Origin of the sequence: Vineibacter terrae (assembly GCF_008039615.1) — a bacterium.
In the GTDB taxonomy this organism is placed as follows: domain Bacteria; phylum Pseudomonadota; class Alphaproteobacteria; order Reyranellales; family Reyranellaceae; genus Vineibacter; species Vineibacter terrae.
Map to the genome: position 1 here is coordinate 22,001 of NZ_VDUZ01000031.1, position 21,825 is coordinate 43,825.

General features: G+C 64.9%; 19 protein-coding genes. 7 read left to right on the top strand and 12 right to left on the bottom strand.

The features are described from left to right. Position 1: 1 nt before the first annotated feature. The gene (locus tag FHP25_RS24300; RefSeq protein ID WP_147849567.1) at positions 2-952 is read right to left on the bottom strand and encodes a LytR/AlgR family response regulator transcription factor; all 951 of its coding nucleotides are present in this window, start codon (positions 950-952) and stop codon (positions 2-4) included. Between the two features lie 96 nt (positions 953-1,048). Here FHP25_RS24300 and FHP25_RS24305 point away from each other — a divergent pair, with 96 nt between their 5' ends. Together FHP25_RS24305 and FHP25_RS24310 are read left to right on the top strand one after the other, a co-directional pair. Continuing rightward, positions 1,049-1,672, top strand: coding sequence for a glutathione S-transferase family protein (locus tag FHP25_RS24305; protein WP_218578565.1), 624 nt, complete (start codon positions 1,049-1,051; stop codon positions 1,670-1,672). 66 nt (positions 1,673-1,738) lie between these two features. Continuing rightward, positions 1,739-2,383 (top strand): cysteine dioxygenase family protein, encoded by a 645-nt coding sequence (locus FHP25_RS24310; RefSeq protein WP_269434404.1) that lies wholly within the window; start codon positions 1,739-1,741, stop codon positions 2,381-2,383. Positions 2,384-2,398: 15 nt separating this feature from the next. Here the strand turns inward: FHP25_RS24310 and FHP25_RS24315 are convergent, their stop codons facing one another. Beyond that, entirely contained in the window at positions 2,399-3,439 is a 1,041-nt protein-coding gene (locus FHP25_RS24315; RefSeq protein ID WP_147849568.1) for a YeiH family protein, read from the bottom strand. A gap of 84 nt (positions 3,440-3,523) precedes the next feature. Continuing rightward, positions 3,524-3,745 (bottom strand): acetyl-CoA carboxylase biotin carboxyl carrier protein subunit, encoded by a 222-nt coding sequence (locus tag FHP25_RS24320; RefSeq protein WP_147849643.1) that lies wholly within the window; start codon positions 3,743-3,745, stop codon positions 3,524-3,526. Positions 3,746-3,919: 174 nt separating this feature from the next. Between FHP25_RS24320 and FHP25_RS24325 the strand changes: the two genes are divergently transcribed. After that, positions 3,920-4,606: a tRNA-uridine aminocarboxypropyltransferase gene (locus FHP25_RS24325; protein WP_147849569.1), complete on the top strand. Its 687-nt coding sequence runs from the start codon at positions 3,920-3,922 to the stop codon at positions 4,604-4,606. Between the two features lie 371 nt (positions 4,607-4,977). Here FHP25_RS24325 and FHP25_RS24330 read toward each other — a convergent pair whose 3' ends face one another. The 8 genes from FHP25_RS24330 to FHP25_RS24365 all read right to left on the bottom strand — a co-directional run bounded on the left by FHP25_RS24330 (position 4,978) and on the right by FHP25_RS24365 (position 14,490). Beyond that, complete coding sequence (locus tag FHP25_RS24330; protein ID WP_147849570.1) at positions 4,978-5,706, bottom strand: class I SAM-dependent methyltransferase; 729 nt, start codon at positions 5,704-5,706, stop codon at positions 4,978-4,980. Between the two features lie 217 nt (positions 5,707-5,923). Continuing rightward, complete coding sequence (locus tag FHP25_RS24335) at positions 5,924-7,093, bottom strand: alpha/beta fold hydrolase (protein WP_147849571.1); 1,170 nt, start codon at positions 7,091-7,093, stop codon at positions 5,924-5,926. An 87-nt stretch (positions 7,094-7,180) separates the two neighbouring features. Next, positions 7,181-8,713, bottom strand: a complete 1,533-nt coding sequence (locus tag FHP25_RS24340; RefSeq protein ID WP_147849572.1) for an FAD-dependent oxidoreductase — start codon at positions 8,711-8,713, stop codon at positions 7,181-7,183. Between the two features lie 236 nt (positions 8,714-8,949). Next, positions 8,950-9,714: an ATP-binding protein gene (locus FHP25_RS24345; protein ID WP_147849573.1), complete on the bottom strand. Its 765-nt coding sequence runs from the start codon at positions 9,712-9,714 to the stop codon at positions 8,950-8,952. A 449-nt stretch (positions 9,715-10,163) separates the two neighbouring features. Further along, positions 10,164-12,008, bottom strand: coding sequence for a response regulator (locus FHP25_RS24350; protein WP_178133750.1), 1,845 nt, complete (start codon positions 12,006-12,008; stop codon positions 10,164-10,166). A 230-nt stretch (positions 12,009-12,238) separates the two neighbouring features. Next, positions 12,239-13,243: an ABC transporter transmembrane domain-containing protein gene (locus tag FHP25_RS24355; protein ID WP_147849575.1), complete on the bottom strand. Its 1,005-nt coding sequence runs from the start codon at positions 13,241-13,243 to the stop codon at positions 12,239-12,241. A gap of 142 nt (positions 13,244-13,385) precedes the next feature. Further along, positions 13,386-13,754 carry a DUF488 domain-containing protein gene (locus FHP25_RS24360; RefSeq protein WP_147849576.1) on the bottom strand — a complete coding sequence of 123 codons (369 nt, stop codon included), beginning with the start codon at positions 13,752-13,754 and terminating at the stop codon, positions 13,386-13,388. A 259-nt stretch (positions 13,755-14,013) separates the two neighbouring features. Further along, a complete protein-coding gene (locus FHP25_RS24365; protein WP_147849577.1) occupies positions 14,014-14,490 on the bottom strand; it encodes a DUF2231 domain-containing protein in 477 nt (158 codons plus the stop codon). Between the two features lie 409 nt (positions 14,491-14,899). Here FHP25_RS24365 and FHP25_RS24370 point away from each other — a divergent pair, with 409 nt between their 5' ends. From FHP25_RS24370 to FHP25_RS24385, 4 genes are all read left to right on the top strand, one after another. Beyond that, positions 14,900-15,709, top strand: a complete 810-nt coding sequence (locus tag FHP25_RS24370; RefSeq protein ID WP_178133751.1) for a universal stress protein — start codon at positions 14,900-14,902, stop codon at positions 15,707-15,709. Between the two features lie 97 nt (positions 15,710-15,806). Continuing rightward, entirely contained in the window at positions 15,807-16,409 is a 603-nt protein-coding gene (locus tag FHP25_RS24375) for a GreA/GreB family elongation factor (protein ID WP_147849579.1), read from the top strand. Positions 16,410-16,475: 66 nt separating this feature from the next. After that, positions 16,476-18,041, top strand: coding sequence for a glycogen synthase GlgA (gene glgA, locus FHP25_RS24380; protein ID WP_231712459.1), 1,566 nt, complete (start codon positions 16,476-16,478; stop codon positions 18,039-18,041). A 2-nt stretch (positions 18,042-18,043) separates the two neighbouring features. Beyond that, on the top strand, positions 18,044-20,446 hold the full coding sequence (locus FHP25_RS24385) for a glucan 1,4-alpha-glucosidase (RefSeq protein WP_147849580.1): 2,403 nt from the start codon (positions 18,044-18,046) through the stop codon (positions 20,444-20,446). A gap of 98 nt (positions 20,447-20,544) precedes the next feature. On the opposite strand, the gene FHP25_RS24390 is transcribed toward FHP25_RS24385, so the two are convergent. Beyond that, entirely contained in the window at positions 20,545-21,813 is a 1,269-nt protein-coding gene (locus tag FHP25_RS24390) for an amidohydrolase family protein (protein WP_147849581.1), read from the bottom strand. Positions 21,814-21,825 lie beyond the last annotated feature (12 nt).

Sequence of the window (21,825 nt, forward strand, 5' to 3'; positions counted from 1 at the left end):
CCTATGTCCGCACCGGCACGACCTTCTCGAACCGCGGTCGGTAGCGGCGGCTGAGGCTGACGACGGCGCCATCGTCGAGCTTCAGGCGCGAGTCGCCGTTGATCCACGGCTCGACCTCGCGCACGCGCGCCACGTTGACGATGTAGGATTTGTGGACCCGCACGAAGCGCTGCGGGTCGAGCTCGGCCTCCAGCCGCGCCAGCGACGAGCGGATGTCGTAGGTCTCGCCGCCGACATGCAGGATGGCGTAGTTGCCGGCGGCCTCGATCCAGGCGATGTCCGCCGCCGACACCAGGATCTCCTTGTCCTTGCGGCGCACCGCGAAGCGCTCCAGAAGCGGCGCCGCTGGCGCGTCCGCCGCGGCCGGTGCTGCCGTCGGCGCGGGCGCGGGTACAGGATCGGCTGCCGGCGCGGGCTGGGGGGCAGCAGCGGGCGCCGCCGTCTCCTGCGGCTCGGCGAAGGCGTAGCGCAGGGCCAGCAGCGCGGCGCTGAAGATCAGGTAGGTCACCGCATCCTTGCGGTACTCGTAGAGCAGCGTGCCGATATCGAGCTGGATCGGGTAGGCGCGGCCGAACAGCGGCGCCGCCAGCCAGCGCAGCGCGAACATGCCCAGCACGTGCAGCAGGCTGAACGGCACGGTCAGCGCCACATGCGCCAGCACGGTGGGGCTCACCGGGCTCACCGGGAAGCGGCGATGGAACCAGTAGACCAGCGGCACCAGCGCTCCCAGCACCAGGTGGCTGGTGCCCTCCAGCACGATCACCCAGGCGATGTCGGGATTGCGGCCTTGCCGGCGGGCATCGGCGCTCAGCGTGGCGACGGCGATGACCGTGACCGCCACCAGTATGGCCGCCCACAGCAGCACGAGCCGGTGGCGCCGCAGCGCCGCGCCCAGACGCCGCCATCCCGAGGGCGGCGCATCGCCGGTGGTCGCGGAGAGGTCGTCGGCCATCGCTGCGCTGCATACCCCGTCGCCGCCGCAGGCGGAAGAGCGTGCGCTTCCTGAAGGGGAAGGCTATGGGATCACCATGACATCCCGGAGGCACCCGTGAAGCTCTATCTGCTGAAGAACGGCGTCAATCCGCGCCGCGTGCGCATCTTCCTGGCCGAGAAGAAGGTGCGCCTGGGCGCCGATCTGCCGGTCGAGGAGTTCGATATGGAGAGCGCCGGCCACAAGACGCCGGACTTCCTGGCCCGCAATCCGCTGGGCACGCTGCCGGCGCTGGAGCTCGACGACGGCACGGTGATCGCCGAATCGGTGGCGATCTGCCGCTACTTCGAGGAGATGATCCCCGAGCCGGTGCTGATGGGCCGTGGCGCGCTGGGCGCCGCCACGGCCGAGATGTGGAACCGGCGCATGGAGCTGGAGCTGCTGCTGCCGACCATCGATGTGTTCGTGCACACGCACCCGTTCTGGGTCGGCCGGCGCCCGCAGATCGCCGACTATGGCGCCGCGCGGCGCGAGCATCTGGTGGCGCGCATGCGATGGCTCGACGGCGCGCTCAAGGACCGGCCCTTCATCGCCGGCGACACCTACGGCATCGCCGACATCACGGCCCAGGTGGCGCTCGTCACGGCGCGCGGCGCGCTGAAGCTGGCGATCCCCGACGACCACGCCCACCTGGCGCGCTGGTTCGCCGCCGTCTCGGCCCGCCCCTCGGCGCGGGCCTGACTCGGGCGGGTCGTCGCCGTATAAGAGCAGCAGGCATTCCGCTGGATGCGATCGAGGGGAGGGCCAATGACAACGACGGCACAACGACCCGCGATGATGCCGAACCATGCCCGGTTGCGGCGCTTCCTCGCCGACATGACCTCGCTGGTCGGCGGCGCGAGGCAGGACCAGGACGAGGCGGCGGTGATCGAGGTCGGCGGCCAGCTGCTCGCCGCGCTGGTCGCGCATGACGACTGGCTGCCCGAAGCCATGGCCGGCGGCGCTTCCGAAGGCTACCTGCAACATCTGCTGTATTGCGATCCGCATGAACGGTTTTCGCTGGTCAGCTTCGTCTGGGGGCCAGGCGCCCTGACACCGGTGCACGACCATACCGTCTGGGGCCTGATCGGCATGCTGCGCGGCGCCGAGGTCGATCAGCGCTACGAGCTTGACCCGGCATCCGGCCAGCTGTGCCCGGGTCCGACGACGACGCTGACGGCGGGCGATGTCGCGGCGCTGTCGCCGACGCTCGGCGACATCCACCAGGTGCGCAACGCCTTCACCGACCGCACGTCGATCAGCGTGCACGTCTATGGCGGCAATATCGGCTCGCTGGCGCGCCATCGGTTCGATCTTGCGACCAGCACGGCGCGCACCTTCATTTCCGGCTACAGCAACGCCACCATGCCCAATATCTGGGACCGCTCGCGCGACGGCGAGTCCGCCGGATGACGTCGCCCGGCCGGGTCAGAACCAGCGCGACGCGTAGATCGTCAGGACCACCACCAGCGCCACGAACGCGGTCTGCACGAACAGCAGCGCCACCGGGCGCGGGCCGATGGCGGCCAGCGCGGCCAGCGACGTCTTGATGCCCAGCGCCGCGATGGCGACGGTGATCAGGATGCCGGACGCCATGCTGAACGCCTGCTGCACGGCCGGTGAGAACAGGCCCAGCGAGTTCAGCGCCGCCAGGGTCAGGAAGCCGAACAGGAAGAACGGGGGCCGCGGCCGGGCCGCGCCGGCTGCCTCGCCGCCGCGCGTCACCCACCAGACGATGAACAGCACCGCCGGCAGCAGCATGGCCACGCGCAGCAGCTTGGTCATCACCGCGTCGGCCAGGATCTTCGCGTCGCCCATCATCTGACCGGCGCCGGCGACCTGCGCCACGTCGTGGATGGCGCCGCCGAGGAACATGCTCATCTCGAACGACGAGTAGTGCAGGGCGCCCTGCAGATAGGGATAGGCCACCATCGCCAGCGTGCTGATGGCGTTGACGCCCATCACGGTGAAGGCGATGTCGCGGTCGCTCGAGGGGTGGCGGGGCAGGGCGGCGCCGGCGGCCATCGCCGCGGCGGCGCCGCAGACGCCCACCGAGCAGCCCGTCAGCAGGCCGAGGTCGCGCGGCAGGCCGAACCAGCGTGCCGCCATCGCGCCGAACGCGATGGTGCCGAACACCGCCAGCGCCGCCACCACCACGGGCGCGAAGCCGCCGGACACCATGTCGCCGAACGTCAGCCGCGCGCCCAGCAGCGCGACCCCGACGCGCAGCAGGGTGCGGCCGGAGAAGTCGACGCCGGGCGCGAACAGGGGCGCGATGGCCACCGGCCGCAGCGCCATGCCCACGAACAGCGCCACGATCAGCGGCGGCACCCACCAGCTCCCGATCCGGGTCCAGCCCAGCCGGTCCATCATGAACGCCGCCACGCCGATGGCGCTGGCCAGCGCCACGCCGGGCAGGGCGCGGACGATGCGCGTCAGGTCGAGGTATCGCCCGACCAGGCCGCGCACCGACCGAGGGCTGGGCTCGGATGCCTTGTGTGGGGAGATGGTAATGTCAGCTACCTTGGACCGGGCGCGGCAGCGGGGCCGGCCTCACGCCTCGAGCGTGGCGACGGTCTGGCCCTCGGCCACGGATTCGCCCTCGGCGACCAGGATTTCCTTCAGCGTGCCGCCGCGCGGCGCCAGCACCGGGATCTCCATCTTCATCGACTCCAGGATCATGATCTGACCCTCCTCGTCGATCTGGTCCCCCACTTTCGACTCGATTTTCCACACCTTGCCGGCGATTTCCGACTTCACGACCACCTTCGCCATATCACCTCCGCTCATCAGTGCCGGCTTTGTCCAACAGGCGCGCCGCGAGTTCAAGCGGCCTCGTGCCCGCCGCCGGCACATGGCTGCCGTGCGGCCTGCCCTGGAACGCCGGACGCCCCGCGCCTGCGGCCTTTGGGGGCTCGCCCTGTGGCGCGCAAGCCGCTATGCGAGGCCATGACCGAGATAGCGCCCACCGATGCCGCCGATTGCCCCGGCTGCGGCAAGCCCATGCCCCTGTGCGTCTGCCCGGCGCTGGCGCGGGTCGAGAACGCCATCGAGGTGCTGGTGCTGCGTCACCCGCAGGAGCAGGACAAGGATTTGGGAACGGCAGGACTGCTGTGCCGCCAGCTGGCGCGCGCCACCCTGCGCACCGGCCTGTCCTGGCCCAACCTGGCCAAGGCGCTGGGCCGCGAGGCCGATCCGCGGCGCTGGGCGGCGCTCTATCTCGGCACCGCCAGGCAGGCGCCGGCGCCCGAGCTGGGTCCGCTGGTCGTGGTCGACCGCGACGGCATGCCGCTGTCGGACCAGGATCAGGCCCGCGCCGGCATCTCGGGCCTGATCCTGCTCGACGGCAACTGGTCGCAGGCCAAGGCCCTGTGGTGGCGCAATCCCTGGCTGCTGAAATGCCGCCGGCTGGTGCTCAATCCCCAGGCAGCCTCGCTCTATGGCAATTTGCGCCGCGAGCCGCGCCGCGACAGCGTCTCGACCCTGGAGGCGGCGGCGCAGGCGCTGGCCCGGCTCGAGGCGCGGCCCGAGCTGGCCGAGACGCTGGCTGCGCCGATGCGCCTGCTGCTGAGGAAGTACCGCGCCCTGGCCCCGCGCCGCCCGCGCCCCGACCGCCGCCGCCCCCGCCGGCGCTGACGCCACGCTCAGAGCGCCTTTATCCTTCCCCCGTTCCCCCTCGCCCTGCGGCAGCGGGGCGAGGAGACCGCACCGGTGCTCCCATATGCGATCGCCCTCCGGGGGAAGGCGATCGCATATGGCGTGGGCTGCCGAAGATAGGCGACGTTTTCTACCTTCCCCCGCTTGCGGGGGAAGGTGGCGCGAAGCGCCGGATGGGGGATGCTTCAACGCAAATGGTGCATCCCATCGAGCACCCGCGCTGTTGCGCCACCCCCCATCCGCCCTTCGGGCACCTTCCCCCGCAAGCGGGGGAAGGTAGTCGAAAGCCGACGCTCCCGCTCATATGCGATCGCCCTGCCCCTCCGGGGGAAGGATGAGATCGCAAACTCTCAGCGCTGCGCCGACACGATCAGGATCATCGGCCGCTCCATCTCCTCGGCCAGGGCGGGCGTCTGCCGCACCTGATCGTCGGTCGGGGCCCATTCCTCGACATGCCGGATCGCGAAGCCGGACCCGATCAGCGTGTTCAGCGTCGTGCCCAGCCGGCGGTGCTGCTTGACCACACCCTCGGCGAGCCAGTCCGTCGTACGCGGGCCCTCGACGGCATAGCGGTCGACCGGCCAGGTCTTGCGGCCGGACGCATCGATCGCCCAGCCCGGACGGGTGGGCGCCATGTAGATCGGATGCTCGATGGTGAAGACGAACGGTGCCCCGGGCACCAGCGCGCGGTGGACCGTGCGCGCCAGCCGGCCGAAATCCTCGAGGTAGTGGAACACCAGCGAGCTGTAGGCGAGGTCGAACGACGCCGCCGGCAGCTCGAGCCGCTCCAGGTCGGCGATGCGGTAGGTGATGGCCGCGTCGTCGGTGTCGGCCCGGGCACGGGCGATCATGTTCTGCGACAGGTCGAGGCCCAGCACGGTAGCGGCGCCGTGCGCGCGGGCCCAGCGCGCGAACCAGCCGAAGCCGCAGCCGAGGTCGACGATGCGCTTGCCCGCCAGGTCCGGCAGCAGCGCGCGGATGGCCGGCCATTCGGCGGCGCCGGCCAGCCCGTGCACCGAGCGGCCCAGCCGGCTGTAGCCGGCGAAGAAGTCAGGTTGATCGTAGATGTTCTGTGCCATGTCTTGCTCCATCGTCTGCCGATGGGCGGGGCACATGCCGCACGCAAACAAGCCCCGTCCGTTCCGGCGGGGCTGCTGGGGTCCGTGATCCGATGCGCTGGTCGTCAGCGAACGCGATGGCCCTGCATCCCGCCTGTTGGGATGCGCGCCACTCGGGCGACAATGTGGATGTCGATCGCGTGCATGGTGCCTGTGTCGGCGATCGCGACGGGGGCTGTCAACCCTTTCCCCCGGACGCATCGCGCAGGAACGCCAGGAGCAGCGCGCTCACGCGTTCGGCCTGCTCCTGCTGCACCCAGTGGCCGGCGCCGTCGATGAGGTGGCAGCCCAGCATGCGGGTGCAGGCCGCTGACTGCATGCGCTCGATCGAGCCCGGGCGCTGGTGGATGCCCCAGTCGCTCTTGCCGGCGATGAAGCACGACGGCACGTCGATGGTGCGGCCGTCGAAGAGCTGCAGCTCGGCGGCGAAGCGCGGGTCGGTGGCGCAGCGATACCACTGCAAGCCGCCCTGGAAGCCGGTGCGGGCGTACTCGCCGCTGTACACGCGCAGCTCGTCCTCGGGCAGCCAGCGGCAGGCGGCGATAGCGTCCTGCGACGGCATGTGCGGCGCCACGGTCTGCGCCATGTCCTGGTCTAGGTCCATGACGTAGTAGGTCGGCAGGCGCGCCAGCTCCGGCGCGGTCCAGGCCTTCAGCGGCTCGGGCCGGTTCTCCTTCCAGTCGGCGCTCTTGTAGTGGTAGTAGGCGCGCAGGAACGCGTGCAGCCCCTGACTGCAGTCGAGCATGTCGCGGTTGGCCGCGCGCGTGCCGTAGTACCGCTGGTAGTGCTTGCGCGGCCGCGCCAGCTGTGCGAGCGCCTCGTGGATGCGATCGCCGGCCGCCGCATCGGGATGCCCCGGCTTGCCGGCCGTGTCGAAGGGCAGGGCGGGCGGCCCGGCGAACGGCGCGCTCATCAGCACGACCGACCGGAAGACATCAGGCCGCACCAGCGCGCACCACGCCGCGACCGGCGAGCCGAAATCATGGCCGACGACGGCGGCTACCGAGCGGTGGCCCAGCGCCGTCACCAGGCCCAGCGCGTCGCGCGCGAGGTTGAGCATGCGGAACGAGGCGAGGTCGCCGTCGTAGTCGCCGTCCCAGCCGGTGGTGCGGCCATAGCCGCGCTGGTCGGGAGCCACGACGTGGTAGCCGGCGGCGGCCAGCGGCAGCATCACCCTGCGCCAGCTATAGGCCAGCTCCGGGAAGCCGTGCAGCAGCAGCACCAGGGGCCGGCCCAGTGTCTCGTGGCCGGCCTCCAGCACATGCAGGCGCAGGCCGTTGATGCCGTCCACGAAGCGCGCCCGTATCCCGGACGGCAGGGTGGGGCTGGTCAGGGCATTGTCGATCATCGGGGCCATCATACCTTGCGGCGCGGGCCTGTCATCCCGCGCTGCGCTCGGGATGACAGGCGTGTCAGCGACCAGCGATTCCAGGTGCTAGGGAGCAGATGTCTTCTCGAAAGCGAGTTCGGCCCGAAGGCTCTCGAGATCGCGTTGGATCGTCAGGACAGCCTGCTTTCTGTCGCCGCGATAGTACACCACCATGCAGTCCCGCGTGGTGATATCGCCGTCGATGTCCGTCCTGTCCCATTTCTCGGCGTGGCCGACGTAGGAGATCGTGACGTCGTAGTGCTGGCTCCAGAAGAACGGCACGGCGTCGAAGCGCTCCCGCCGCCCGAGAATGTTGCGGGCTGCGGTCTGTCCCTGGCGTTCTGCGACCACCCAGTGCTCGACTCGGATTTTCTCGCCGGTGAGCGGATCCGGCCAGCGTGCGATATCGCCGGCAGCGAAGATGCCGGCCACGCTCGTCTCGAGATATTCGTTCACCAGTATGCCGCGGTCTGAGACGAGGCCAGCCTGTTCGGCCAGCGAGGTGGCGGGCCGCACGCCGATCCCGACAACGACGAGGTCGGCCTGGATGGTCTCACCACTCTTGAGCGTGACACTCCGTTCATCGATCGAGGTGACCGTTGTGCCAAGATGGAACACGACGCCATGCTCTTCATGGAGCGAGCAGATGAAGTTGCCGACCTCGGCGCCCATGATGCGCTCCATCGGACGTGTTTCCGGCGCCACCACATGCACCTCAATGTTGCGCGCCCTCAGGGATGCCGCGACTTCAAGGCCGATGAAGCTCGCGCCGACAACAACCGCCCGTCGTGCGGCCGAGGCCTTGGCGACAAGAGCGCGGCTATCGGCGAGGCTGCGGAGGTAGTGCACATGGGGACACTCTGCGCCAGGAATCGTGAGCCGCACCGGATCGGCGCCCGTGGCCAGCAGAAGTGCGTCATATTCATGCCGGCTCCCGTCAGCGAGGTCGACCTGCCGCTTCCTGGCGTCGATCGCCACGACGCGCGCGCCCAGCTTGAGGTCGATGCCTCGGTCTCTGTAGAAGGTCGGCGATCGGAGCGGAATCCAATCCTCGGCAGCGCTGCCGGCAAGATAGTCTTTGGACAGATTGGGCCGGTCATAGGGTCCTGACTCGTCGGCACTGAGCATCGTGATGCGACCAGCGTAACCCTCGTTGCGGAGAGTCTCCGCGGCGGCGTTGCCTGCCGCGCCGCCGCCCAGGATGATGATCGAGCCTGGCGTGCCGGAAGCCGTCGGCTGGGCTGGTGGAGCTGCGCTCTCCAGCTTTTCCCTGACACGAAGCACGCCGTCCTGCTGCTCGACGCGCCAGCAGGAGACGGGATCGAGGGCCGGCGCACGAAGAGCTGCGCCCGTGCGAAGGCTGAAGCAGGCGTGATGCCAAGGACACCGGACTGTTTCGCCCACAAGAAGACCCTCGGCAAGCGGGCCGCTGTAGTGCGTGCAGACGGCGCCGATTGCAAACAACTCGTCGCCGCACCGCGCGAGAAGGATCGGTTTGCCTTGGGTGTGCCCCAGCAACATCGCGCCATCGGCGATTTCGCTGAGGGCAATCCCCTTCGCAAGGTCGGGGCCGCCGAGTGGCTCTTGTCCGTCGCTCATCTGATCCTCCTTGGCAGTCGAATCTGGCGAGATTCATTTGTGTGAGCACCGGTCCTGGTGACGGAAGCACCAGGACGCGCTACTGCGCGCTCGCAAGATTTTCTGTGGCGAAGTCCCAGTCCACCCACCGGTCGAAGAAAGCCGTGGACGAAGTCCGTAAGCCGGTTCTGATGGTCGACGCAGCAAGCGGTACGCACGCTTCTCTACAACCAATCCCGGGACATATGAAGCGGCTTTCAGTTCGACGCTGGACCATGCCCGTCTGTTTCTCCCGAGGGGAAGAAGAGACTTACGGTTGTCCCGACTCCCCACTCGCTCGCGATGCTTACGTGGCCATTGATTAGCCGCATGAAAGCAGACACTTGCGGCAGGCCCAAACCGGTTCCTCCTTCCCCCTTGGTCGTGAAGAATGGATCGAAGACCCTTCGGGTTACTTCCGGAAGCATGCCTTGCCCGTTGTCCTTGACCTGAACACGGACGTAGATCCCGGGCAGGGGCGCATCGACAGTCACGGTATTCACGGCCCAACGCTGCGTGCTGATCTCGATGATGCCCCCCTTCGGCAAGGCATCGCGCGCATTGATCACAAGGTTGAGAATCGCGGCATTGAACTGCGCCCGATCAGTGAGACATTTGGGAGTATCAGTCGCGAGCTCGAGCACGATGCGGATTTCCGGACCTGCGCCGGATTTCAGGAACAGCTCGAGATCCTTCAGGCACTCATTGAGATTCTCCACACGCACACCAAGATCCTGCTCCCTCGCGAAGGTCTGAAGTTGGGTGGTCAAGTTCGCGCCGCGGCGAACTCCTTCCTGCGCCTTGCCAATGAAAGCACGCACCTTCTCCGGATCACCTGAATGTCTCTCGGCGAGCGCCAAGCTTGATCCGATGATCGCCAGGATATTCCTGAAATCGTGGACAATGCCTCCCGTCATTTCTCCGAGGATGCCCAACCGTTGTGCAACACGGGCACGCTGCTCTGATTGTTCCAGCTGGGTCAAGTCCGGTACTTGGGGCACCTCGAAATGCTCCCGCGATCAGGTCGAGGCGCCTTGGGAACGCTTACATGCTCCACTCCCCAGATGCATCTGATCGAAACCTCGGACAAGATTCCCGTTCCACTCTGCTTCCGCCGTTCTGATCGTCATTTCACCCTCCACCTGAGCGACGCATGTCGTATCCACGCTCAGCCAGCGGGCCATGTCAGCACCGCCAACCCCGACAGTACTGACGACGCTCCAGGCATATCAGACTCGGAAACTACGGAGATAAAAGCAGTGTTGCGTCACCGTCGGCCGCGGGAGGCTCTTGCACAGCGGCTGATGCGGTGGTGCCGACCGAGGCAGCTGGCCGCTCATCGACGCAAGCCGGGGCAGCAGCTCGTCGAGGTCGGCCATGCGCGGTTTGCCCCTCGCCATGCAAGCAATCTTTCAGCCGGCATAGGGGGCCGTCACGTGCCTTGCGGCGATCCGGCGATCGTCAGGTGGATCAGTTCGGAAAGCGTCTTCGCGCCGACCTTCCTCATGGCGGTGGCACGGTGGGTCTCGACGGTCCTTTGGCTGATGCCCAGGACGTAGGCGATCTGCTTGTTCGGATTGCCCTCGACAACCATTTCTACAACCTGCCGCTCGCGCGAGGTCAGGCCTGCCATCCGCTTCGCAGCAGTCTCGCGCAACGACGCGAGCGCGGTTGAGTTTCGCGTCAACTCCAGTGCTCGCTCGATGTTGACGACCAAATCATCGTACTGGATTGGCTTTTCGAGGAAAGCCATGGCGCCGGCTCTCATCGCTCGAACTGCCAGCCGAACGTCGGCATGGCCGGTAATCATGATGGCCGGTGGTCCACCGCCCCTGATTCTGAGTCGTTCGAGCAGCTCCAGGCCACTCATCCCTGGCATCCTGGCATCGACGACGAGACAGCCTTCCTTGCCAGGACGATAGGCCTCGAGGAATGCCATGCCGCTTGGGTACGCTTCGACTGCCCACCCCTCGTCCTGCAGCAATTCGCGCATCGCCTCCCGCAGCGCACCCTCGTCATCAACGACGAAGATGGTTGGCTGGGACGCATTGTCTTTCGGAGCACCCCGCGATGGCGAGGCTGTCCGCACCTTGGCTTCGTGAGCTGCGTCCTGCGTTGCGCCCCATCGATGACGCGTGCCTGGCGCTTCCTGCTGCCTTTCTCCAAGCGGTGCTTCGATCGCGAACACAGAACCCTTGCCCAGACGGGAATGGACATCGACGGAATGCCCTAGCAAATGCCCCAGGCGCTGCACGATGGGAAGACCGAGGCCGAAGCCGAGGATGCCATCATGGGCAGGATTGCCGGTTTGATGGAATTCCGTGAAGATTGCCTGAAGCTGCCCTTCCGGTATGCCGATGCCGGTATCCCAGACCTCGATGCGCAGCCTGTCACCGCGCCGTCGACAACCAAGCAGGATCTTGCCACGTTCGGTGTATTTCACCGCGTTCGACAGCAGATTGCGGAGCATCAGTTCCAGCAGGTGCGGATCGCTCCAAACGCTCAGTCGGCAGGGAACCACATGCCAGCGAAGGCCGCGCTCTTGCGCATGATAGGTGAATTCGGTCCTCAGCCGCTCGAGCAGGTCGTTGATCGGGAACTCGACCTCATGTGGTTCAATGACGCCAGCTTCCAGCTGATTGATTTCGAGCAGAGCGTTCAACATGCCCAACATGACGTCCGACGTCTTGTTGAGCTGAGTGATCAGCTTCAAACCTTCCTCGTCCTTGATCTTCTTGGCCAGAACCGCCCGCATCAGGTTGAGGGTGTGCAACGGCTGCCGCAAATCATGGCTGGTAGCAGAAAGGATGCGTGATTTCCCGAGATTGGCGCGGTCCGACTGCCACTTGGCGGCAATCAGTGCCATTTCCGCTCGTCTGCGTTCGGTGACATCGTCGATCATCACCAGTATTTCTCGCGGCGTGGTCGGCTCGTTATGGATCTGCTGCCCGCTCAACAGCAGCACTCGGCTGCCTAGCGCGGGAATCTCGACTTCGATTTCACAGTCCTCGACGACCGTGCCGTGCGCTTGGATCATACTGAGAAAGTCGCGAACCCCGGCAACGTCGAGACAATGGTCGCCGATGGTCGTCAGGAGCCGACCGATGATTTCATCGCGTGAGATCGCAAAGGCATGACAAAAAGCGAGATTCGAAAATACGACATGCAGTTGATCGTTCAGTATGGCCAGTGGCTGAGAGATGATATCGACGACGCGGCTTGCAGTTGCGCAAGTGAGCTTGCCCTCGGCAAACCTCGCCGATGACGTCGCGACCACAGAGCTTGACTTCCCTCCGCGACGTCGTCCCCCCGCCATGATCGTCCTCTCGCTGCCCTGTTCAGTGAGGAGAAAGAAGTGATGCTTCTATCACGCTTCGCTTTCTGATACTGCGATCATGTCCGGATGTTTGGCTAGCTGGAATAGCGGCAAGCCGTAAGCGCTGTTGCGGCACCACCGGAAGGTGACTTCACCTGCAATCGATTCGTCCCTGGGGCTCGCTTCGGCCTTCAGGTTGTTTTTCCGATCGGCGTCACCGCTGCAAGCCGTCTCGCGGCTTCGACGAACAGCCGATATTTTACGCTGACGGCCGAAAATTCTCGTGACCAGTTGACGATGTCGTCCCATGGATCTTTGAGCTTTCCGAGTCCAGAAACGACCGCCACTACCGTGCCGACATCGACTCGACCCGTCGTCGCGAACCATCCTCCAACGCCCAATGCAGCGGCTACTGCAAGGTGATGCATGACATGCATCAGCAGATGCATCGAATACTTCAGCTTGTAGATACCCATATTGAGCGTGAAAATATGCTCGATCCGTCTTTCATCTTCTTCCTTGACAATTGCTGGCAATGACGTCTCTGCGACAATCGCGCTGCTGACCTCGCGCAACGTCCTGATGCGCATCTCAGCCCGGTGATTGATCGCGCGTTGCATCAATGGAACGAAAACGAACTGGGGGACCAGGAAGAGGAGGCTGAGCAATGCCATATAGGTTTCAAGATACACCATGTAACCGATCACGCTCACCATGATGCCACCTTGCAGCAGCGGCTCCGATACACTGATTCCAACGAACCCCCCGATCGGAACGGCTTCGTCGAGGATCATCGATATCTGTGTACCTGTCGTCGCAGGCGGGTTCCGCTCTGGCGAGGTGCTTGGGCTCAGGGAATAGATCCGGCGGCGCAACGCTCGAATGCTGCGTTCGCTGAGCCAAGCCCTGTACAGATTAAGAATGAGCTTCAGCACTTGTGCGCCAAGCGCGACACCGGCGTATACAAGCGCCGACCACAGGACAGTCTCCGTCATGCCCGCCTTGATGGCGTCGTTCACAATACGCCGCTGCAGCTCGAGTGGCATCGTGCTGAGCAAGAACACGCAAACCGACAGCAGAGCCAGAACGATCTGATGGCGGCCCGTGAACCGCACGACATATCCCATCACTGCTTGCGGCAGAGCGGTGCAATCCATTCTGGCGCGACCGACATCCTCTGCCTTTGCAGTGCTCAAGTCGCATTCCTTCGAAGCTTATTCGCTGTGTCGATAAACACTGCGTTGACACACGGCCGCCGTCTTGTCGGAATGTCTTGTGTTGGTTCGTGTAGAGGACGGTTCGTCGAGATGGAATGATGCCCTGGGAGCGGAAGCCGGCCTAGCGTTCCAGGAGGACGTTCCTCAGCACGACCGCGTTGTTGCGAAGTTCGTCATGCGCGGCAAATACGAGCGTGATCGGGCCTTTGCGTGCCATGGCACGCAGTTCCCTAAGCCGATCGGGATGATCGTGGATCTCAGCCGCATAGCGACGGCAGAATTCCTGCCAGCGCGCAGGATCGTGCCCGAACCACTTCCGCAACGCCGTGCTAGGGGAGACGTCTTTGATCCAATGATCGATGGCTACATCGGATTTTCTCACCGCGCGCGGCCACAGCCGATCGATCAGTATCCGCGTGCCGTCTTCCACTGAAGGCGGGCTATAGGCCCGTTTCAGTTTGATATTGCATGCTGCGATTTGGTTTTTCATCGGATTGCCGAGCCTTTCGATATTGGTGGCCGAGTTTCTCCTCGACGGCTCCGCTCGCTGGCGAGCAGGCTTAACTCGACGCGATGGAAGCCCGATTGCATCAGGTCGTCGATGGCCGCCTGGAACGCCTCGGCGCTTTTTGAGACGCCGACGGCTTCGGCTGCTGCTTTACGGGCATTTCCGCTCACTCCAGCCTTTGGCAAGCTACATGTCGTAGAGCAACCTGAGGAAATGGATCCTTCGGCATGCCGACGCCCGGTCAACCACCACCCTTGTTGTCGATAATGCCGATGCGGTGTCGGAAGACGAGCTCGCCGCCAAGCCAGCCCGTAACGAGAAATAGGGCAACGACCACTGCCGAGAGAATGATTCCGAACGGAACGACCGCGGCACTGGGGTCGCTTTCCGTTCGATACAGGAGGTTCCCGAGTGCGATCAGTATCGCTGCCGCGTTTCCCAGGAAATGGACCCAGCCCGCTGTCAGTGAGCGGACGCGGCTTATGGCAATGAACTCGATCAAGCCGGCCACTGCCGCGAGAACTCCCATGATCACGCCGGCTGCCAGCAGCCACACCGAAGCGCGTGCCCAGAAGTTGTCGCCGGTGCCCCAGAAGGCAAGGTCTGTCGCAAGCGCACCTGCCAGGAAGGCGATTGGAAACATCACGAGCATGGGGTGGATCGGATGGCCACCGACAGCGGCGGTGCTTGGCGTGCCATGATAGTCTGAGGCGTTCATCCTGGTTCTCCTGCCAACGATTGCACGAGGATATTGGTGTGCGGCGGGGATGGGCAGCCTCGGAAAATACCTAGTGCCCGGAATCGCTGGTCGCTGATACGTCCGTCATCCCGAGCGCTGCGAGGGATCTCCTGCGCGGGACGCACGGTGCGCCATTCGCGGGAGATCCCTCGCTGCGCTCGGGATGACGGCAGCGGCTGACCTTTCATCGATAGCCGATACTGGAGGGCTCAATAGTTCTTCTGCGCAGCAGAGAGGATACCTTGGTTGCCGGGTCTCCGTAGTTTCCGAGTCTATTGCTCGATTTTCAGCCGCTTATGGTTGGGGCAGCTGGTGCGCTGGAACTCAGGTTTTCCGGGCCGCGATCCACGGCGAAGACCAGATCGACCGCACGAAGGAGGCAGCTGGAATGTCTTTGCGAACGTTGTTGGTTCATGCCGACACAGACGAACAGTTGATGAATCGCGTGACGCTGGCCGCCGGTCTCGCTCGTGCGCACGATGCGAAGCTGATAGTCGCCTTTCCGTTGCAGGCGCCCTTGGACGTCACATTCTACTCCGAGTACGTGGCGGTGGAGACGATACAAGCTCTGATCGGGGCTGAGCAGCAGCGTGCCGCGGATGTACGAGCCAAGGTCGCTGACCGATTGGCAGGCGAAGGTATCTCCTGGCAATGGCGCACTTGTGACGGGGGTGCGCAGAATACGCTTCCCAGGATCGGTGCCGTCGCAGATGTCATCGTCATGGGCCAGGGCGCGGTCGATACACACGCGTCACTGGTGGCCGCCGTGGCGCTGACTGCAGGTCGGCCGGTCCTATGCATGCCGAACGGCGCGAGGTTCGAATCCTGCGGAAAGCGGATCCTTCTGGCATGGAACGGCAGCCGTGAATCGGCGCGCGCGGCTCATGATGTCCTGCCCTTCTTGAAGGGCGCCGACCAGGTTGTAGTCTTCACTGCCGGCCGAATCACGGGACACGACGCCAGCGTGGCCGATATCGCCGCATACTTCGCGGCCCACGGCACCAGAATCGAGGTCAGGCACGCGATGCTGGCCGAAGTGGACACTGGTACCGGAATCCTGCAGGCCGCGGCTGAGAGTGACGCCGACATGATCGCCATGGGTGCCTATGGTCACAGCCGGCTCCGTGAATGGGTCTTCGGCGGGACCACCCGCACCATCCTGACCGCGATGACGATACCGGTGCTGCTGTCTCATTGAAGCTTGGTGCGGAACGTCAGTGACGGCAGGAGTCCGGCACCGCAGCACATTTGTTGCCGTACAACTCGTCCAACGCGTCCTTCGAAAGGGGGGAGATGTGATCCACGCAGCTGTGCGAACGGCGGACATCGCGCCGGAAATCATCATGACGGAGCGAGATCATGCCAGACTCGACAATTTGCTCCGCGAGCATGCGTCCATCCGGTCCTGGAAGGCTGTCGTCTTCCTGACAGGTGAAATGAAGCGGGCGAGAATCATCGCCGACGACGAGATCGATGAGACCGTCGTGACGCTTCACACGCGCGTCGCTTTTCTTGACGACTACAGCGACGAGCCAACCATCGTCACGCTGACATTGCCGGGCGAGCGAGGTTTGTACGTGGATGCGATCTCCGTGCTGACGCCGCCGGGGGCTGCGCTACTGGGCCTTTCCGAAGGGCAGTCGATCACGTACGCCGCCCCGGATGGTGGTGTGAAGACCATCACGGTCACCAAAGTGCTGTTTCAACCTCAAGCAGTCCGGACTCGGACGGTGCGCAGCTTGAGGGGCTTCAGCTCGACTTCAAACAATTTGGACGCGCCCGGCGAGGGGGGGCATCGAGCATCGGGGCCTACGGACATTCGCGGAAAGTCGGACTGTTTGCGGGCCGGGCGCGACGCGATCGCGACCGGCGGTTCTGGTCGGTTCTCCAGCTTCTAGCCTGTGAGCGTGAGCTCTGGCGCGATACCGGCTCGAAACAACGAATCGGCGAAGGATGGGAGTGAGATGATGGATGATAGGCATCGTATTGCCGGCTCAGCGCCGCGCATTCTGTTCGTCTCGTCGGAAGTCTTTCCGCTAGCCAAGACCGGCGGCCTTGCCGACGTCTCGAGCGCTCTGCCCGCGGCCCTGTCATGTTTGGGAGCGGACGTCCGTGTCATGCTCCCCGGCTATTCGCAGGCGCTCGATCTCGCAGGCTGCCTGGATGTCGTGAGCGGCTGCGAGTTGCCCGACGGCAGGCTCCTCATGGGTCGTCTGCCGGATTCGGGTGTGCCGATCATCTTGTTCGATGCACCAGCGCTGTTCGCGCGTGAGGGTGGCATCTACCAGGACAGCGACCGCAAGGATTGGCCCGACAATGATCACCGCTTCGCCGCGTTCTGCCGGGCAGCAGCCTTTGTCGCGCTCGGAAGGACCACGCTCGGCTGGCGCCCGCAGATCGTTCACGCCAATGACTGGCACACCGGGATGATCTCCGCTTTCCTGCACTTCAGCGGCCAAATTCGTCCGAAGACCGTCTTCACCATTCACAACCTGGCCTTTCAGGGCAACTTCCCGCTGACGGCGTTCTCCAATCTGGGTCTGCCGAGCGAAGCTTTGTCGCCGGAGGGAATCGAGTTCTACAATCAGATATCCTTCATCAAGGCCGCCATCCGCTACAGCGACCGACTTACAACGGTCAGCCCGACCTACGCGCGCGAGATCCTGACGCCGGAGCATGGCTGCGGCCTCGATGGCCTGCTGCGTGCCCGCGCCGCCGACCTCACCGGTATCCTCAACGGCGTCGACTACGATGTTTGGGATCCAGCAAACGACACCGAGCTGCCATGCCCATACAGCCACGACGACCTCGCTGGAAAAGACGACTGCAAGGCGAGTCTCCGCCACGAGATGGGGCTCTCGCAGGCTGTGGGTGCACCACTCATAGGCTATGTGAATCGGCTGACCCATCAGAAGATGGCGGACGTCGTGCTGGACGTCGTGCCGCGAATCGTCGCCAACGGCGCGCAAATCGTGGTCCATGGCAAGGGCGACCGCGCTTTCGAGGAGCGCTTCGAAAGCGTCGCACGGGCACATCCCGACAACGTTGCGGTACGGCTTGGCTATACCGAGGCATTGGCGCATCGGATTGTCGGCGGATGCGATCTTTCCCTCACGCCGGCCCGCTTTGAGCCCTGCGGACTGACGACGATGTACGCCATGCGATATGGTGCGCTACCCGTCACGCGCGCTGTCGGAGGCCTCGTGGACACAGTCGAAGATGCGGGGACAGTGAATGCCGACGATGATCTCGGCTCTGGCTTCGCGTTTGCACGGGCGACGGTCGATGATATGGAAGACAGCCTGATAAGGGCTTCGTCGTGGTATCACGACAGCGATGCCTGGAAGCGTCTTCAACGTCGCGCCATGCTGCGGGACTTCGGCTGGAAACGATCGGCACAACGGTACTTGGAGCTTTACGCCGCTCTCCTCGGCGGAGCGCCACCTCGGTTTGACGAGCGGCCGCCGGCGCGTGATGAATATCCGATTGCTCCTTCCGTCCCATGTGATGCCCTTCAGATGGGAGGATGAACATGTCCTTCGAGAAACCCGCGCCGGGATGGCCTGGCAGTCCGGCGCGGTGGACGTCGAGCGCCAAAAGCGGCGTCGGCACGGCGCTGCAGCCGCAGAGTCGGGTCTGGTTCACCCTGAGTCACGGTATCCTCAACGAGATCTACTATCCACGAGTTGATCAGGCGTGCACGCGGGATCTGGGCCTCATCGTCACCGACGGGCACAGCTTCTTCTCGGAAGAGAAGCGTGATGCGAACAGCACAATTCGACAGATCGCCGAGGGCGTGCCGGCCTTCATCGTCACAAGCGTATGCAATCAGAAGCGCTACCAGATCGAAAAGTTGGTGTTCGCTGATCCTCGCCGGGATGTCGTGCTTCAACGCGTGACGTTTGAGGCGCTCGCCGGCGCCGCCCGCGACTACAAGCTTTATGCGCTCCTTGCACCACATCTTGTGAACAAGGGCGCTGGCAACACGGCATGGATCGACGATTACAAGGGCGTATCGATGCTCTTTGCCGAGGGCGACGGAACGACGCTGGCCTTTGGCTGCTCGATTCCCTTTGCCGGGAGCTCGGCGGGCTTCGTCGGAGTCTCGGACGGCTGGCAGGATCTGCGGCAACATTTCGAGCTGCGCTGGCGCTACGATGTTGCGCGCAACGGCAATGTCGCGCTCACCGGCGAAGTGAACCTGGCAGAGTGTGATGGCAGCTTCATTCTCGCATTGGGGTTCGGCAGGACGGCCGCAGAAGCCGCGCTTCGGGTTCACATCAGCCTCAACAAGGATGTTGACGAGGCGCTCGGCGAATATGTGGCTGGATGGCGCGCATGGCAGGACACGCTCCTGCCGCTCGACCATGCCGGGCATTCGAAAGGACACAATGCATATCGGGTGAGCACAGCCGTGCTGCGGACGCACGAGGCTCGCTCGTTTGCCGGCGGCTACATCGCCAGCTTGTCCGTTCCCTGGGGCTTCGCCAAGGGCGACCATGATCTTGGCGGCTATCATCTCGTCTGGCCGCGCGATCTCGTCGAGACCGCCGGTGGGCTCTTGGCCGCGGGAGCGAAGAAAGAGGCACGACAGGTCATCGATTACCTCCAGGGCATTCAGGAAGCCGATGGCCACTGGCCGCAGAATTGCTGGCTCGACGGAACGCCTTATTGGAACGGTGTGCAGCTCGACGAATGCGCTTTTCCCATTCTTCTCGTCGATCTCGCACTCCGCGAAGGTGCCTTGTCCGGAGCCGATCTGCCCGGTCTGTGGCCGATGATCGCGAGAGCCGCTGGATATATTGTCAGAAACGGACCGGTTACTGGACAGGATCGTTGGGAAGAAGATGGCGGCTATTCGCCCTTCACTCTCGCGGTCGAGATCGCCGCGCTGCTGGCTGCAGCCGAACTGGCCGATGGCATCGCTGCACCGGGTTCAATCACCTACCTTCGCGAGACCGCCGATATCTGGAACAGTCTGATCGAGCAGTGGACCTATGCCACCGATACGCCGCTCGCCCGGCAAGTGGGCGTCGAAGGCTACTACGTTCGTATCACTCCGCCGGAGACTGCCGATGCCGCATCGCCCATGAGCGGCTTCGTTCCCATCAAGAACCGCCCGCCTGAAGCGAGCCGCGAGAGAACGTCGCTTGTGGTGAGTCCCGATGCGCTCGCGCTCGTGCGCTTCGGGCTGCGAGCCGCCGACGATCCACGCGTTCTGAATACCGTGCGGGTCGTCGATGCCCTGCTGAAGGTGGATTTGCCCGCGGGGCCGTGTTGGCATCGTTATAACAATGACGGGTACGGCGAGCACGAGGATGGTCGGCCGTTTGATGGTACTGGCATCGGTCGCGCTTGGCCGTTGCTCACGGGCGAGCGGGCGCATTATGAGCTCGCGGCGGGTAACCGGGCCGGCACCGAGGCATTGGTTGCGGCGCTCGAAGGTTTCGGCAGCGATGGTCATCTCATCCCCGAGCAGGTGTGGGACGTGGCGGACATCCCCGAGCGCGAACTCTTCCATGGCAGGCCTTCTGGCTCGGCGATGCCGTTGGCCTGGGCGCATGCGGAGCATGCCAAGCTCCTGCGCTCGCTGGCGGACGGGCGTGTGTTCGACATGCCGCCGCAGCCGAAAGAGCGCTATCAGGCTCAACACCTACGCCCTCTCCCCTCCATCTGGCGTTTCAACAACAAGTGTCGCTGCTTGCCGGCAGGACGTGTTCTGCGAGTCGAGCTTCTTGCGGCGGCGTCGGTCCACTGGAGCGTGGACCGCTGGCAAACCATCCGGGATACGCCGACGAAAGATAGCGGCCTCGGTATCCACTTCGTCGACCTCGATACAGCGAGCCTCAGGCGGGGTAGCGCGATCGTCTTCACGCTCTATTGGCCTGTCGAAGACCGATGGGAAGGTGTTGACTATGATATCGTCGTTGAGTGATCTCGCTGCCAGCGAGAGATTTCAGCAGCGACAGCGTTGTTGCGTCCTGCTTCGCGGTATCCGCGACGACCGGGGATGGGACGGCAGACGCCGCATGCCTACGGCCATGCGAACGGCTGTGGATACGGTCGCCCGAACGGCCGTCCGGCCTTCACCGTCTGCACCGGCTTGATGTGGCGCTCGCCCTTGCGCTGGTTCTGGCGGGTGTCGACGAAGTCCACCGGGCCTTCCACCAGCGCGACGATGGACAGGTCGGCCGGCGCCCCGACCTGCAGCGTGCCGAGCCTGGGCACGCGGCCGATCGCGGTCGCGGGGTTGATCGTCGCCATGGCCACGACATGCTCCAGCGGCACGCCGAGGTTCAGGAACTTGCTCATCACCCACGGCAGGAACGGCTTGCCCGGCGTGTTCACGCTGACGGCGTGCACGTCGCTGCTGATGATGTCGGGGGTGAAGCCCTGCTGCAGCGCCGCCTCGCAGACCGTGTAGTCGAAGCTGCCGCCGCCATGCCCGACATCGATCAGCACGCCGCGGCGCTTGGCGGCCAGCGCCGCGTCCAGGACGCGTCCGTTGACCACGGTGTTGTTGCCGGCGCCGCTATAGGCGTGCGTCAGCACGTCGCCCGGCCGCAGCAGGTCGAGCAGCGCCGAGAGGTCGCCCGGCGCGTTGCCGATGTGGCACATCACCCGCGCGCCTTCGACGCCTGAGCGTTCGGTCGCCGCGATCGCGCGCTTCAGCGGCTCCAGGCCGTTCTGGCCGACGACATCGAGCGTCTCGCGCACCTTCATGCCCAGCAGCACGTCGGGGTTCTCGGCCAGCATCTTGGCCGCGGCATCGACCCGGGCGTGGTCGATGTTGAGCATCTCGCCGACCGGGAAGCCCGACAGGCCGATCGACGAGATGTGCAGGAAGGCGAGGATGCGGGTGCGCGACTGCGCGATGACTGCACGCTTGAAGGCCGAGAAGCTGCCGACGCCGGCATCGCCGGCGCTGACATAGGTCGTGGTGCCGGTGTAGGGCACCAGCTCGTCACCCGACAAGCCGATGCCGCCGCCATGCAGCACATGCGCATGGAAATCGATCAGGCCGGGCAGCACGAGCTGGCCGGCGGCGTCCAGCGTCTGCGTGCCGCGCTGGGGCGCAATCTCGCGCTCGACCGCGGCGATCATCGCGTTGCGGATGCCGATGTCGCGCCGCCCGCGCAGGTTCTGGCTCGGATCGATCACCTCGCCGCCGCGCACGACGAGGTCGTAGGGATCATCGGGCCCGAAGGCGGCTACGCGCGCCATCGCCTCCTGGATGAAGCCGGCCGCCGCCAGCGAGGCGCCGGCACCGTGCAGCAATGTCCTGCGGGTCACGTCATCCATGATCGTCTCCCC